Annotated in this window: 13 protein-coding genes and 1 pseudogene; 9 read left to right on the forward strand and 5 right to left on the reverse strand. The window is 71.3% G+C overall.

The features are described from left to right. The first annotated feature begins 212 nt into the window (after nt 1-212). Entirely contained in the window at nt 213-2,141 is a 1,929-nt protein-coding gene (locus AB0E91_RS08225; protein ID WP_361776928.1) for a 2-oxoacid:acceptor oxidoreductase subunit alpha, read from the forward strand. Continuing rightward, nucleotides 2,134-3,216 (forward strand): 2-oxoacid:ferredoxin oxidoreductase subunit beta, encoded by a 1,083-nt coding sequence (locus tag AB0E91_RS08230; protein ID WP_361776931.1) that lies wholly within the window; start codon nt 2,134-2,136, stop codon nt 3,214-3,216. The genes AB0E91_RS08225 and AB0E91_RS08230 overlap by 8 nt, the downstream gene beginning before the upstream one ends. A gap of 40 nt (nt 3,217-3,256) precedes the next feature. On the opposite strand, the gene AB0E91_RS08235 is transcribed toward AB0E91_RS08230, so the two are convergent. Beyond that, a complete protein-coding gene (locus tag AB0E91_RS08235) occupies nt 3,257-3,661 on the reverse strand; it encodes a helix-turn-helix domain-containing protein (protein WP_361776934.1) in 405 nt (134 codons plus the stop codon). Nucleotides 3,662-3,756: 95 nt separating this feature from the next. On the opposite strand from AB0E91_RS08235, the gene AB0E91_RS08240 reads away from it, so the two are divergent. From AB0E91_RS08240 to AB0E91_RS08265, 6 genes and pseudogenes are all read left to right on the forward strand, one after another. After that, on the forward strand, nt 3,757-4,611 hold the full coding sequence (locus AB0E91_RS08240) for an SDR family oxidoreductase (protein WP_361776937.1): 855 nt from the start codon (nt 3,757-3,759) through the stop codon (nt 4,609-4,611). 126 nt (nt 4,612-4,737) lie between these two features. Continuing rightward, entirely contained in the window at nt 4,738-5,751 is a 1,014-nt protein-coding gene (gene rarD / locus AB0E91_RS08245) for an EamA family transporter RarD (protein WP_361776940.1), read from the forward strand. A 106-nt stretch (nt 5,752-5,857) separates the two neighbouring features. Then, complete coding sequence (locus tag AB0E91_RS08250) at nt 5,858-6,325, forward strand: VOC family protein (RefSeq protein WP_361117883.1); 468 nt, start codon at nt 5,858-5,860, stop codon at nt 6,323-6,325. 175 nt (nt 6,326-6,500) lie between these two features. Beyond that, on the forward strand, nt 6,501-7,889 hold the full coding sequence (locus AB0E91_RS08255) for a M1 family metallopeptidase (protein WP_361776943.1): 1,389 nt from the start codon (nt 6,501-6,503) through the stop codon (nt 7,887-7,889). Between the two features lie 103 nt (nt 7,890-7,992). After that, a pseudogene (locus AB0E91_RS08260) lies at nt 7,993-8,331 on the forward strand (bifunctional diaminohydroxyphosphoribosylaminopyrimidine deaminase/5-amino-6-(5-phosphoribosylamino)uracil reductase RibD); the annotation flags it as partial. 157 nt (nt 8,332-8,488) lie between these two features. After that, nucleotides 8,489-8,716, forward strand: a complete 228-nt coding sequence (locus AB0E91_RS08265; RefSeq protein ID WP_361776946.1) for a hypothetical protein — start codon at nt 8,489-8,491, stop codon at nt 8,714-8,716. Here AB0E91_RS08265 and AB0E91_RS08270 read toward each other — a convergent pair. Beyond that, on the reverse strand, nt 8,713-9,315 hold the full coding sequence (locus AB0E91_RS08270) for a hypothetical protein (protein WP_361776949.1): 603 nt from the start codon (nt 9,313-9,315) through the stop codon (nt 8,713-8,715). The two genes, AB0E91_RS08265 and AB0E91_RS08270, sit on opposite strands and share 4 nt — an antisense overlap. Nucleotides 9,316-9,511: 196 nt before the next feature. On the opposite strand from AB0E91_RS08270, the gene AB0E91_RS08275 reads away from it, so the two are divergent. Then, nucleotides 9,512-10,099, forward strand: coding sequence for an NAD(P)H-dependent oxidoreductase (locus AB0E91_RS08275; RefSeq protein WP_361776952.1), 588 nt, complete (start codon nt 9,512-9,514; stop codon nt 10,097-10,099). A 12-nt stretch (nt 10,100-10,111) separates the two neighbouring features. Here AB0E91_RS08275 and AB0E91_RS08280 read toward each other — a convergent pair whose 3' ends face one another. Genes AB0E91_RS08280 through AB0E91_RS08290 form a run of 3 tightly spaced genes read right to left on the reverse strand, consistent with a single transcriptional unit; the run spans nt 10,112 to nt 13,200 of the window. Then, entirely contained in the window at nt 10,112-10,981 is an 870-nt protein-coding gene (locus AB0E91_RS08280) for an ABC transporter permease (protein ID WP_361776955.1), read from the reverse strand. Next, nucleotides 10,968-11,963, reverse strand: a complete 996-nt coding sequence (locus AB0E91_RS08285) for an ABC transporter ATP-binding protein (RefSeq protein ID WP_361777386.1) — start codon at nt 11,961-11,963, stop codon at nt 10,968-10,970. The genes AB0E91_RS08280 and AB0E91_RS08285 overlap by 14 nt, the downstream gene beginning before the upstream one ends. 52 nt (nt 11,964-12,015) lie before the next feature. Next, nucleotides 12,016-13,200 carry a sigma-E factor regulatory protein RseB domain-containing protein gene (locus AB0E91_RS08290; protein ID WP_361776958.1) on the reverse strand — a complete coding sequence of 395 codons (1,185 nt, stop codon included), beginning with the start codon at nt 13,198-13,200 and terminating at the stop codon, nt 12,016-12,018. Between the last annotated feature and the right edge of the window lie 103 nt (nt 13,201-13,303).

The following is a 13,303-nucleotide window of genomic DNA, read 5'->3' on the forward strand; positions in this document are numbered from 1 at the left end:
CGGGAGAAACCGGGGGCCACCTGGGGAGTGTCTTTCGAGTGGTCCTCGGCCGGGACGGGAAATCATGAGCTGTCAGCCCGCCGAGGCCGTCCCGGAGAGCCGTCCACCATGTGGATTGCCTCGGAAGGCGACCCTAACCGACGTAGGGTTGATCCTGGACGGCCGGTGGGACGGCCGCCCATGGACAGCCGCCTCGAAGGAGGTCCAGTTCAGTGACCAGCCAGGTCAGCAGCCCAGCGGAACCGACCGACGACACGGTCGTGGGAGAGCAGCGCACACCGGGCGGCGCGAAGGACGTGCGGCGCCTGAACCGGGTGATCATCCGGTTCGCGGGGGACTCGGGTGACGGAATGCAGCTCACCGGCGACCGCTTCACCTCCGAGACCGCGTCCTTCGGCAACGACCTTTCCACCCTCCCCAACTTCCCCGCCGAGATCCGTGCCCCCGCGGGCACCCTGCCGGGTGTCTCCTCGTTCCAGCTCCACTTCGCCGACCACGACATCCTCACCCCGGGCGACGCGCCGAACGTTCTGGTCGCGATGAACCCGGCCGCCCTGAAGGCCAACATCGGCGACCTGCCGCGCGGCGCCGAGATCATCGTCAACACCGACGAGTTCACCAAGCGCGCCCTGCAGAAGGTCGGCTACGCGGGCGACCCGCTGGAGGACGGCTCGCTGGACGGCTATCAGCTGCACCCGGTGCCGCTCACCACGCTCACGGTGGAGGCGCTCAAGGAGTTCGACCTCTCCCGCAAGGAGGCGGAGCGCAGCAAGAACATGTTCGCCCTCGGCCTGCTGAGCTGGATGTACCACCGGCCCACCGAGGGCACCGAGAAGTTCCTGCGGACCAAGTTCGCCAAGAAGCCGGACATCGCGGCGGCCAACATCGCCGCGTACCGCGCGGGCTGGAACTTCGGCGAGACGACCGAGGACTTCGCCGTCTCCTACGAGGTGGCCCCGGCGGCGCGCGCCTTCCCGCCGGGCCTGTACCGCAACATCTCGGGCAACCTCGCCCTGTCGTACGGCCTGATCACCGCCTCCCGGCAGGCGGATCTGCCGCTGTTCCTCGGCTCGTACCCGATCACCCCGGCCTCCGACATCCTGCACGAGCTGTCCAAGCACAAGAACTTCGGTGTGCGGACCTTCCAGGCGGAGGACGAGATCGCGGGGATCGGCGCGGCGCTGGGCGCGGCGTTCGGCGGCAGCCTCGCGGTGACGACGACCAGTGGTCCCGGCGTGGCGCTCAAGAGCGAGACGATCGGGCTCGCGGTCTCGCTGGAGCTGCCGCTGCTGGTGATCGACATCCAGCGCGGCGGCCCGTCCACCGGTCTGCCGACCAAGACCGAGCAGGCCGACCTCCTCCAGGCGATGTACGGCCGCAACGGCGAGGCCCCGGTCCCGGTGGTCGCGCCGAGGACCCCGGCCGACTGCTTCGACGCGGCGCTGGAGGCGGCCCGGATCGCGCTGACCTACCGCACCCCGGTCTTCCTGCTCTCCGACGGCTACCTGGCCAACGGCTCGGAGCCCTGGCGCATCCCGGAGTCCGACGAACTCCCGGACCTGACCGTGCAGTTCGCGCATGGGCCGAACCACACCCTGGAGGACGGCACCGAGGTCTTCTGGCCGTACAAACGCGACCCGCTGACCCTGGCCCGCCCCTGGGCGATCCCGGGCACGCCCGGCCTGGAGCACCGCATCGGCGGCATCGAGAAGCAGGACGGCACGGGCAACATCTCCTACGACCCGGCCAACCACGACCTGATGGTCCGCACCCGCCAGGCCAAGATCGACGGCATCGAGGTCCCCGACCTCCGGGTGGACGACCAGGACGGCGCCCGCACCCTGGTCCTCGGCTGGGGCTCGACGTACGGCCCGATCACGGCGGCGGTACGACGGCTGCGCACGGCCGGCGAGCCGATCGCCCAGGCCCATCTGCGCCACCTCAACCCCTTCCCGGCCAACCTGGGCGAGATCCTGGCGCGCTACGACAAGGTGGTGATCCCCGAGATGAACCTCGGCCAGCTCGCCACCCTGGTCCGGGCGAAGTACCTGGTGGACGCCCGCTCCTACAACCAGGTCAACGGGATGCCGTTCAAGGCGGAACAGCTTGCCGCCGCGCTGAAGGAGGCCATCGATGACTGACCCGGGCAACGGGCTGCTCCAGCTGGTCCCCAAGGCGGAGGCCAAGCAGTCGATGAAGGACTTCAAGTCCGACCAGGAGGTCCGCTGGTGCCCGGGCTGCGGTGACTACGCGATCCTCGCCGCCGTCCAGGGCTTCATGCCGGAGCTGGGCCTGGCGAAGGAGAACATCGTCTTCGTCTCCGGGATCGGCTGCTCCTCCCGCTTCCCCTACTACATGAACACCTACGGGATGCACTCCATCCACGGCCGCGCCCCGGCCATCGCGACCGGACTCGCCGCCTCCCGGCGGGACCTGAGCGTGTGGGTGGTCACGGGCGACGGCGACGCCCTCTCCATCGGCGGCAACCATCTGATCCACGCGCTGCGCCGCAACGTCAACCTCAAGATCCTGCTGTTCAACAACCGGATCTACGGTCTGACCAAGGGCCAGTACAGCCCGACCTCCGAGCTGGGCAAGATCACCAAGTCGACGCCGATGGGCTCGCTGGACGCGCCGTTCAACCCGGTCTCGCTCGCGCTCGGCGCGGAGGCGTCCTTCGTGGCCCGCACGATCGACTCCGACCGCAAGCACCTCACCGAGGTCCTGCGGCAGGCCGCCGACCACCCGGGCACGGCGCTGATCGAGATCTACCAGAACTGCAACATCTTCAACGACGGCGCCTTCGACGCCCTCAAGACTGCATCTGATTCAAAAACGGGGCAGCGCTCCGAGGAGGCGCTGATCCGCCTGGAGCACGGGCAGCCGGTGCGGTTCGGCGGCGCGGACGGCGGGCGCGGGGTCGTGCGCGACCGGGCGACCGGTGATCTGAAGGTCGTCGACGTCACCCCGGAGAACGAGGCGGACCTGCTCGTCCACGACGCCCACGCCGACTCCCCCACCACCGCCTTCGCCCTCTCACGGCTGGCCGACCCCGACACCCTGCACCACACCCCGATCGGGGTGTTCCGCTCGGTGGAGCGGCCGGTCTACGACACGCTCATGGCCGACCAGCTCGACACCGCGGTCGAGCAGCGCGGCAAGGGCGACCTGGCCGCGCTCCTCGCGGGCGGGGACAGCTGGACGGTCATCGGCTGAGGGGCCGCCGGTTCTACGGGGCCGGTTTACGGGGCCGGTTCTACGAGGCCCGGGTCGCGGAGGCGGCCCGGGCCTCGTCGTACGTCCGGCGCGCCTCGTCCACCCGCTCCATGCGGTCGTGGGTCCACTGGGCCAGGGACCGGACCTGTTCGGCGGCCTCGCGGCCGAGCGGGGTGAGGGAGTAGTCCACGCGGGGCGGGATGACGGGCTTGGCGTCGCGGTGGACCAGGCCGTCGCGCTCCAGGGTCTGGAGGGTCTGGGTGAGCATCTTCTCGCTGACGCCCCGGCCGTTCCACCGGTCGATGGCGCGCCGCAGCTCGCTGAACCGGTAGGAGCGGTCGAGCAGCTCGATCAGTACGAGGACGCCCCAGCGGCTGGTGACGTGCTCCAGGACCAGCCGGTACGGACACAGGGCCTCGGCCTCTGCCATGTCACTTACTGCCATGCCAGTATCTTACTTCAAAGTGGGTACTTTCACTTGGTTAGTGCCACCCCTAGGGTGAGTGTCATACCGACCCACCCCCAAGGAGAGCGCATCCCATGAGCATCGTCGTCACCGGAGCCACCGGACACCTCGGCCGCCTGGTCGTGGAGCAGCTGCTGGAGAAGGTCCCCGCCGGGGAGATCGCCGCCGTCGTACGGGACGCGGCGAAGGGCGCCGACTTCGCCGCGCGCGGGGTGCGGATCGCCGTCGCGGACTACAACACCCCCGAGACCTTCGACGGCCTCTTCGCCGAGGGCGACAAGGTCCTGCTGATCTCGGGCAACGAGCTGGCCAAGGACCGTGCGGCCCAGCACCAGGTCGTCATCGACGCGGCCAAGGCGGCGGGGGTGGCGCTCCTTGCGTACACCAGCGCGCCGAGCGCGCTGCACGCGCGGCTCGTCGACCCCCACCGGGCCACCGAAAAGGCGCTGCTCGCCTCCGGACTGCCGTACTCGCTGCTGCGCAACGGCTGGTACCACGAGAACTACACCGAGAACCTGGCCCCGGTCCTCGCCCACGACGCGGTGGTCGCGGCGGCGGGCGACGGCCGTGTCTCCTCGGCCGCGCGCGCCGACTACGCGGCCGCGGCGGTCGCGGTGCTGACCGGCGAGGGCCACGAGAACACGGCGTACGAGCTGGGTGGCGACACGGCGTGGAGCTTCGCGGAGTACGCGGCGGAGCTGAGCCGGGCGACCGGGCGGGAGATCGTCTACAAGGCGGTCTCCGTGCCGGAGCTGGAGGCGATCCTGACCGGCGCCGGGCTGCCGGAGGCGCTCGTGACGGTGTTCGCCGAGGTGGACGAGGCGATCGAGCGGGGCGAGCTGGTGGTCTCCGGCGGGGAGCTGTCCCGCCTGATCGGCCGTCCGACGACGCCGCTGGCCGTCGCGATCGAGGCGGCGCTGAAGGGCTGAGCGCCCCTGCCCCGAGCGCCCTTGCCGGCCGTGTGTCATGACCGTATGGCGATACGGACATGACACGCGGCCCGTGGCGGCGCTACCTTCTTTCTCGCGTGGCTGGAATGTGAGAAGGAGGGGCCCGTGGCCGGGACGTCCAAGGGTGAGCATCGAATAGGTCTGCTGAACGGCTTCGCGGCCTATGGCATGTGGGGCCTGGTCCCCCTGTTCTGGCCCCTGATGAAGCCCGCCGGGGCGATGGAGATCCTGGCCCACCGGATGGTGTGGTCCCTGGTGTTCGTCGCGGCCGCGCTGGTCTTCGTACGGCGCTGGGCGTGGGCCGGTGAGCTGCTGCGCCAGCCGCGCCGCCTCGGGCTGATCGCGCTGGCGGCGGCCGTGATCACGGTGAACTGGGGCGTCTACATCTGGGCCGTGAACGCGGGCCATGTGGTGGAGGCGTCCCTCGGGTACTTCATCAACCCGCTGGTGACCATCGCCATGGGCGTGCTGCTGCTCAAGGAGCGGCTGCGGCCGGTGCAGTGGGCGGCGGTCGGGGTGGGCTTCGCCGCCGTCGTCGTCCTCACCGTGGGCTACGGCCAGCCGCCGTGGATCTCCCTCTGTCTCGCCTTCAGCTTCGCGATCTACGGGCTGGTGAAGAAGAAGGTCGGCCTCGGCGGCGTCGAGTCGCTGGCCGCCGAGACCGCGATCCAGTTCCTGCCCGCGCTCGGCTATCTGATCTGGCTCTCCGCCCACGGCGGCGCGACCTTCACCACGGACGGCCCCGGCCACGCCGCGCTCCTCGCCTCGACCGGCATCGTCACCGCGCTCCCCCTGGTCTGCTTCGGCGCGGCGGCGATCCGGGTGCCCCTCTCCACCCTGGGCCTCCTCCAGTACCTGGCTCCGGTCTTCCAGTTCGTGCTCGGCATCCTCTACTTCCACGAGGAGATGCCCCCGGAGCGCTGGGCCGGCTTCGGCCTGGTCTGGATCGCCCTGATCCTCCTCACCTGGAACGCGATGCGCTCGGCCCGCCGGGCGCGGGTGGTCGCACGGTCGGCCGCGGCCGTGCCGACGGCGGCCACGGCTCCGGCCGAGGCGGCCACGGCGGAAGCGGCGCCCGCTCGAGCGGCCACGGCGGAGACGGCCTCGGCGGAGTCCTGAGCCTCCGGGATTCCCGGGGCAGCCCGGTCTTCCCCGAGGGGGCGCCGCGACGCACCGTTCCGTCGATCACCCGGCGCCCGGCCGCCCCCGCGGTTATAAGTGAGGGATGACGAACCCGTCCCCCGCCCCGCTGCACTGGAAGCTCGTCATCGACGCGGCCGATCCGCACGCGCAGGCCGACTTCTGGGCCGCCGCCCTGCGCTACGAGCCCGAGGACAACAGCGCGCTGATCGAACGGCTCCTGTCCTTCGGCGCGCTCGACGGCGAGGCCACGGTGGAGTACCACGGCCACCCCGCCTTCCGTGACCTGGCCGGTGTCCGCCACCCCGACGACCCCTACGACCCCGCCACGGGCACCGGCCTCGGCCGCCGCCTCCTCTTCCAGCGGGTCCCCGAACCAAAAACCGCCAAGAACCGCCTCCACCTCGACCTCCACCCCGGCCCGGACCACCGCGCCGAGGAGATCACGCGCCTGAAGACCCTCGGCGCCCGCGTCCTGCGCGAGGTCTCGGAACCGGCAGGCGAGTGGGTGGTCCTGGCGGACCCGGAGGGCAACGAGTTCTGCGTGAGCTAGGCGGTACGGGAGGCGGCGGCTCCGACGATGCCGGGGTCGTACGGACGAGACGGGTGGTGAGCTTGTGGGTGACATCCCGGCGATTCCGGGCCGTCCTCCGACGGACGCGGGCCGTCCCGCGACGCGCCGGAGCCGTGTGTCCGGCTGGGCCCCGGCCATAACGCTCCTCCTGGCCGTGACGACGTCCTGCACCGGCTCCACGCCGGGAAGCGGCGCTGCCGCGGCGGCCGGAAAGTACGGCACGGCCGGAGTGGGTGACCGGCTGTTCCCGACGCTCGGCAACGGCGGCTACGACGTGACGCACTACGGGCTGACGCTGGACTACGTACCCGAGACCAACCACCTGAAGGGCACGGCGGTCATCACGGCGCGGGCCACCCAGGACCTGAACCGCTTCGACCTCGACCTGTCGGGACTGCGGGTGCGCACCGTCACGGTGCGCGGAGCCGGGGCCCACTTCACCCGCGCGGGCGACGAGCTGCGGGTGACACCGGCGAAGACCGTGCGCGACCGCGAGGTCTTCCGGACGGTCGTCACCTACGACGGCACCCCGCACACGCTCAAGTACGGCAGCGGCAGCGACGGCGCCAGGGAGGGCTGGCTGGAGACCGCCGACGGCTCGACGGCCCTGGGCCAGCCGTCCGGCTCCATGACCTGGTTCCCGGGCAACCACCACCCCTCGGACAAGGCCACGTACGACATCACGGTCACCGTGCCCAAGGACGAGGACGGCGACCCGTACGACGTGATCTCCAACGGCGAGCTGCTGACGGAGAAGGACCACGGCGAGACGGTGACCCGGCACTGGCGCAACAAGGAGCCCATGGCCTCCTACGTCGCCCACGTCTCCGTCGGCAACTTCGAGATCCACCGGGGCCGCAGCAAGAACGGCGTGCCCGTCTACGTCGCCACCGACCCCGCCGAGGCCAAGGCCGCCGCCGGTGTCCCGGACCTGGTGCCCGAGATGGTCGACTGGGGCAGCACGCTCTTCGGCCCCTACCCCTTCTCCTCGACCGGCGCCGTCGTCGACCACCTGCCCGACCTCGAATACGCCCTGGAGACCCAGACCAAGCCCTACTTCGGCGCGGCCCCCGACGAGGGACTCCTCGTCCACGAACTGGCTCACCAGTGGTTCGGCGACTCCGTCACCCCGCGCGCGTGGAAGGACATCTGGCTCAGCGAGGGCCTGGCCAGCTACGCGGAGTGGCTCTGGGAGGAGAAACGCAGCGGCCGGACCACCGAGCAGACCTTCAAGGACTACTACGACGGCAAGGACGAAGAGAGCGCAGGCATCTGGGCCTTCCCCCCGGCGAATCCCCCCAGCGCGGCCCGTCTCTCCGACCCGCCCGTCTACGGACACGGCGCCATGGTCATCCACAAGGTCCGCCAGGCCGTCGGCGACGCCACCTTCTTCGACATCCTCCGCACCTGGACCCGACAGCACCGCCACGGCAACGCCGACACCCAGCAGTTCATCACCCTGTGCGAGACCAAGTCCGGCAAGAACCTGACCGCACTCTTCGACACCTGGCTCTTCGCCAAGGAGAAGCCCTCCCGGATGTGAGCGGGAGACAGCATCGGACCGCCGCCTCACCAATGGGTCACCTTGTTCGAGCGCGTCGAGAAAAGGGAGGGTCTCCGACGTGAAGGCCCATGAACTTGCCGCCATGCGGCGGGCCATCGCCGTCTCCGCCCAGGGGCTCGGGTCGACGAGTCCGAATCCGCCGGTCGGGTGTGTCGTGCTCGATCGGGACGGGCGGATCGTCGGCGAGGAGTACCACGTGCGGAAGGGCGAGTCCCATGCCGAGGTCAACGCGCTGAAGGCGGCCGGAGGGCGGGCGGTGGGCGGTACGGCGGTGGTCACGCTGGAGCCGTGCAATCACCACGGGCACACTCCGCCCTGCCGGGAGGCGCTGATCGACGCCGGTGTCGCCCGGGTGCTCATCGCCGTGATGGACCCGACGTCGCGCGAAGAGGGCGGGGCCGCGCGGCTGCGGGCGGCGGGGGCCGGTGTCCGATGAGGTTCGGCGGCTGCGGCAGTCGTACGACGTGGTGGTTCGCGCGAGCGGAGAGGTCGAAGAAGGAAATCCGGGCCGTCACGGGGACCGGGTTTTCCGGGTTCCCCGGCTCTCCTCAAGTACCGGTGGCGATGAGGTGCTGAAGGTGCTCGACGGGGCGGGTGTGCGGTCCGTGCTGGTGGAAGGGGCGGGCACCGGCTCGTCTCTGGCCGCACTGGCCGACCAGGTGATCTGTTATCTCCCGCCTACGCCCACCAGCGCGTCGTACACCCAGCCGAGCCGCACTCCGGTCGCGCTGCCCTCGGGCTACCGCCTCACCGACGTGTCGCGCGACGCGGAGTTCGTGCGGCTGGTGGGGGAACGGGATCTCTAGACCGGGCCCCCGGCGGCTCGGGCGCGGGCCGCGAGGCGGGGCATGCGGGCGCGGGCCGACTCCAGGAGGTGCGGGTCGTCCGTCGATGCCGGGCCCGGTTCCGCCAGCAGGAGGGTCCAGAGGGCGGTCAGGGTGCGGCCCAGGGGGAGGGCCACAGCCGGGTCGGGGATCGCTCGCCAGGCGGTGGCCGCGCTGAGGACGTTGGCGTAGGCCGCGGTGGGGTCGGCGGACTCGCGGTGGCGGTAGGCGAGGTTGAGGGAGAGTTCGCAGGCGTGGCGGACGTCGCCGGTCAAGTAGGCGATGTAGGCCGCGAGTTCGCCCAGGGTGAGGACCTCGGGGTGGCGGGGGCCCAGGGCTCGGGCCGCAGCGGTGATCGTCCGGGACGCCAGGGACGCCGCTTCCGCGGTGCGGCCGTCGCGGATCGCCTCGGCGATCGGGGTCAGGGGGCCGGTCAGGGAGTCGGAGAGGATTTCTTCGGCCAGTGTGTCGAAGCGGCTGGCAGGCGGGACCGGTTCGGTCTGCTGAATCGGTTCGGCAGACGCCTTCCGCGCCGCCGGGATCGACACCATGCGCTTCTTCTCCAGACTCAGTCCGGACATCGTTTCCTCACTCCCCCGGCGCCGCCATCCGGCCGTACGCCTCCTGCCTGCCAGTGTGCCGAACTCTCGTCGGCCGGGCCGTCACCGGCGCGTCACAGCCTCGCACCAGCCGGAGGCTTGAAGGGGAATACTTGCGTGTGCATAAAATGCTTGCGTCTGCATCAAGGAAGTCGCCCGCCACCACCCCGGGAGAACCATGAACCGCCGCTTCCTCTTCGTCCTGGGCAGCGCCCGCACCGAGGGCAACACCGAGTTCCTGGCCCGCGCCGCCGCCGAGCAGCTCCCCTCCGGCGTGGAGCAGGAGTGGCTGCGGCTGACCGAGCTGCCGCTGCCCGACTTCGCCGACCTGCGGCACGACAGCGACCACGTGCGGCCCGCGCCTGACACGTCGGCCGGACGGCTGCTGGACGCCACCCTCGCGGCCACGGACGTCGTGATCGCCTCGCCGCTGTACTGGTACTCGGTCTCGTACCTCACCAAGCACTACCTGGACCACTGGTCGGGCTGGCTGCGCATCCCCGGGCTCGGCTTCAAGGAGCACATGGCCGGGCGGACCCTGTGGGGCGTGACGGCGCTCGCGGGCGCGAACCCCGCGGTCGCCGACCCGCTGGTGGGCACGCTCAACAACTCCGCCGCGTACCTGGGGATGCGCTTCGGCGGCGTCCTGCTCGGCAACGGCAGCGCGCCCGGTGACGTACGACAGGACACCGACGCGCTGGCCCGGGCCAAGACCTTCTTCGCGGGCGAGGCACCCCTCGCGCACTTCCCGGACCAGGACGCCTGAGCCGAAGAGCGCCTACGCCTCGATGTCCCGCGCGGTGAACCGCGCCCACGCCGCCGCGCCGAACACCGCCACGTACAGCCCCTGGAGGCCGAGGTTGCGCCACACGTCCTCCCAGGGGACCGGGTCGCGCAGGAGGTCGGCGAAGGACAGCCAGTAGTGGGAGAAGAAGTACGGCTGGAGGGCGTGCAGCTGGGGCAGCTGGTCGAGGATCTGGACGGTGATGAGCAGGCCGACCGTGGTCGCCATCGCCGCGATGCCGCTGTTGGTCAGCGTCGACACGAACAGGCCGAGCGCCGCCACGCCGGTCAGGGAGGCGGCGACGACCAGCGCGATCAGCAGGGCGCGGCCGATGCCGTCGGCGAAGGAGATCCGGGTCCCGGAGATGGTGGTGACATCGCCCAACGGGAAGAGCAGCGCCCCGACGATCAGCGCCGTGACGGCGACGACGAGGGTGGCGAGCAGGCAGAAGGCGACGACGGCCGCGTACTTGGTGAGCAGCAGCCGCGTGCGCCCTGCCGGGGCGACCAGCAGATAGCGCAGGGTGCCCGCGCTCGCCTCGCCCGCGATCGCGTCCCCGGCGACGACGCCGACGGCCATCGGCAGGAAGAACGGCAGCGTCGCGGCCAGCGCCGTGAACACCAGGAACAGGCCGTTGTTGGTGATCTGCGACAGGAAGGCCGGTCCCCCGCCGCCTCCCCCGGCCGATCCGCCGTCGCCGGTCTCGGCCTTCACCGCGATCCCGATCAGCACCGGTACGGCCGCCAGTACGGCGAGCAGCGCGAGGGTCCGCCAGCGGCGCACCGTGATCACCAGCTCGCTGCGCAGCAGCCCGAACGTCCACAGGGGGTGCGTGGCCCGGTACGTCGGCTCAGCCCGCGACATCGAAGCCCTCTCCGGTCAGTGCCACGAACGCGTCCTCCAGCGAGGCGCGTTCGAGCGTGAAGCCGCGGACCCGGACGCCCGCCGTCACCAGGGCCGCGTTGATCTCGGCGAGGTCCCGCACGGGCGGCGCGCCGGTCACCCGCTCGCCCTCGACGGCCACGTCCGCCACGCCCTGTTCCTTCAGCACCCGGGCCGCGTCGGCCGGGTCCGGGGTGCTCACCACGAGCCGTCCGTGCGCCCCGGCGGCCAGCTCGGCCACCGCGCCCTGGACGACCAGGCGCCCCCGGTTCATCACGGCGGCGTGGGTGCAGACCTGCTCGATCTCGTCGAGGAGGTGGGAGGAGAGGAAGACGGTGGTGCCGTCGGAGGCCAGCTCGCGCACGAGGGTACGGATCTCCCGCATGCCCTGGGGATCGAGGCCGTTGGTCGGCTCGTCCAGGACCAGCAGGCGGCGCGGCTGGAGCAGGGCGGCGGCGAGGCCGAGGCGCTGCTTCATGCCGAGGGAGTACGCCCTCGCCTTCTTGCCGGAGGCGGCGGCGAGACCGACCCGTTCCAGCGCGGCGGCGACGCGGGCGCTCCGGGTGCGGGGGTCGGCGGTGGGGTCGGCCGCGTCGTAGCGCAGGAGGTTGTCGCGGCCGGAGAGGAAGCCGTAGAGGGCCGGGCCCTCGATGAGCGCGCCGACCTGGGGCAGGACGGCGCGGGTGGAGCGGGGCATGGGGCGGCCGAGGACCTGGGCGGTGCCGGAGGTCGGCTCGATCAGGCCCATCAGCATGCGGATGGTGGTGGTCTTGCCCGAGCCGTTGGGCCCGAGGAACCCGAAGACGCTGCCCGCCGGGACGGTCAGATCGAGACCGTCCACGGCGAGCTGGCTGCCGTAGCGCTTGGTGAGGCCCTGGGTGGCGATCACCGGACCGGCGTCGGGCCCGGCCGGGGAACCGGCCTCGGATCTCCCGGGCCCTTCCGCGGAGGACGGCTCGTTCATCGGCTCCTCACTCATCCTCGTCCTCCGCGAAAAGCGGCCCCGCCCCGCCGGATCAGTGCTCGGCGTTGGCCGTCTTCAGCAGGGTCTGCTTGGTGACCGCGCCCGCGTAGACCTTGCCGTCGTCGGTGATCAGGGCGTTGACCAGGCGGGTGGAGAACACCGTGCCCTTGCCGAAGTCGCCGGTGACCTGGTCGCCGAGCGAGCCGAGGAAGCCGCCCGCCGAGCCGGAGGGCATACCGCCCTCGGCGCCGGTGTCGAAGGTGGCGATGCTGGTCCAGCCCTTGCCGATGACGTCGCCGCCCTGGGGCGCCCCGCCGAACAGCTCGCGCAGCCCCTGGCCGTGCTCCTCCTTGCCGGAGTCCTTCTCCTCGGTGACCTTCGCGCCCTTGGGCGGGGTGAAGTCGAAGGTGGAGGCCGACGGCTTGGCGAAGGAGACCTGGGTGAAGCCTGTGTCGACGACGGGCTTGCCGCCGCTCTTCGCGGTGAGCGTGAACTTCAGCGGCATGCCCGTCTTCGCGTCCACCGCGATGGTGACCGCGCCGACCGTGCTGCCCTGCTGCTTGGGCTTGATCTGCAGCTTGTAGGCGTCGCGCCCGGCGACCCGCTCGGTGCCGGCCACGGTGACGGAGGTGGTGTCGTCCACCGCCTTGAGGGCTTCCTTGGCGAAGTCCCCGGGAGTGCCCTGCCGCTCCTCCTTGCGCTCCTTGCCCTGCTCGTGCTGCTCGGCGGTGCCGTGGAAGACCTCGTTGCTGCCGCTGTCGTAGCCCCACACGTCCTTGCCGTTGTGGATCAGGCTGTACTCCGCGCCGCGCTCGCGCAGCGAGAGCTTCTGCCTGTCCGGGCCGTCGGCGGCCACGCGCAGGGTGTGGGTGCCGGAGACCAGCTCGGTGAGCTTGCTGCTCGGGTCGGCCGAGGAGCCGTCGTGGCCGCCGTTGCCGGAGCCCAGGCTGCTCTCCAGGCCGCCCAGGTCGGGCAGGCCGAGGTCGGTGCTGATCTTCACCGTGCCGGACAGCTGCTGGACGTCCGAGCTCGCGATCTTCTCCACGAGCTGCTGTGCGCTGATCTTCGGCAGATCGGGGTCACCGGTGCTGGCGAGTGCCGGGACCAGGCCGATCGTGGCCGCGGCCACCCCCGTCACCGCGACCGGAACGACGTACCGGACGGCCTTGCGACGGCCGGCGCGCGGGTTCTCGTCCGCTGCGGTGCCCCTGGTGTCGTCGGATGCGTACGGTGCCATGTGTGCCTTACCTCCGTGGTCGGCGGCGGCTGCCCCTCGTTATGGTCCACCCAGCCGCCATTCTCACCCGAATCGGTGAGGAGTGGTGGTTTCCGTGGTCACC

The sequence above is a fragment of the Streptomyces sp. NPDC026659 genome, from assembly GCF_040638245.1.
Lineage (GTDB): Bacteria > Actinomycetota > Actinomycetes > Streptomycetales > Streptomycetaceae > Streptomyces.

Excerpts from the sequence above, each read along its gene's own strand:
- AB0E91_RS08235 (WP_361776934.1), bottom strand. The coding sequence starts at position 3,661 with ATGGCAGTAAGTGACATGGCAGAGGCCGAGGCCCTGTGTCCGTACCGG.
- AB0E91_RS08285 (WP_361777386.1), bottom strand. The coding sequence starts at position 11,963 with ATGAACGAGCCGTCCTCCGCGGAAGGGCCCGGGAGATCCGAGGCCGGT.
- AB0E91_RS08240 (WP_361776937.1), top strand. The coding sequence starts at position 3,757 with ATGAGCATCGTCGTCACCGGAGCCACCGGACACCTCGGCCGCCTGGTC.
- AB0E91_RS08270 (WP_361776949.1), bottom strand. The coding sequence starts at position 9,315 with ATGTCCGGACTGAGTCTGGAGAAGAAGCGCATGGTGTCGATCCCGGCG.
- AB0E91_RS08230 (WP_361776931.1), top strand. The coding sequence starts at position 2,134 with ATGACTGACCCGGGCAACGGGCTGCTCCAGCTGGTCCCCAAGGCGGAG.
- AB0E91_RS08275 (WP_361776952.1), top strand. The coding sequence starts at position 9,512 with ATGAACCGCCGCTTCCTCTTCGTCCTGGGCAGCGCCCGCACCGAGGGC.
- AB0E91_RS08280 (WP_361776955.1), bottom strand. The coding sequence starts at position 10,981 with ATGTCGCGGGCTGAGCCGACGTACCGGGCCACGCACCCCCTGTGGACG.
- AB0E91_RS08250 (WP_361117883.1), top strand. The coding sequence starts at position 5,858 with ATGACGAACCCGTCCCCCGCCCCGCTGCACTGGAAGCTCGTCATCGAC.
- AB0E91_RS08290 (WP_361776958.1), bottom strand. The coding sequence starts at position 13,200 with ATGGCACCGTACGCATCCGACGACACCAGGGGCACCGCAGCGGACGAG.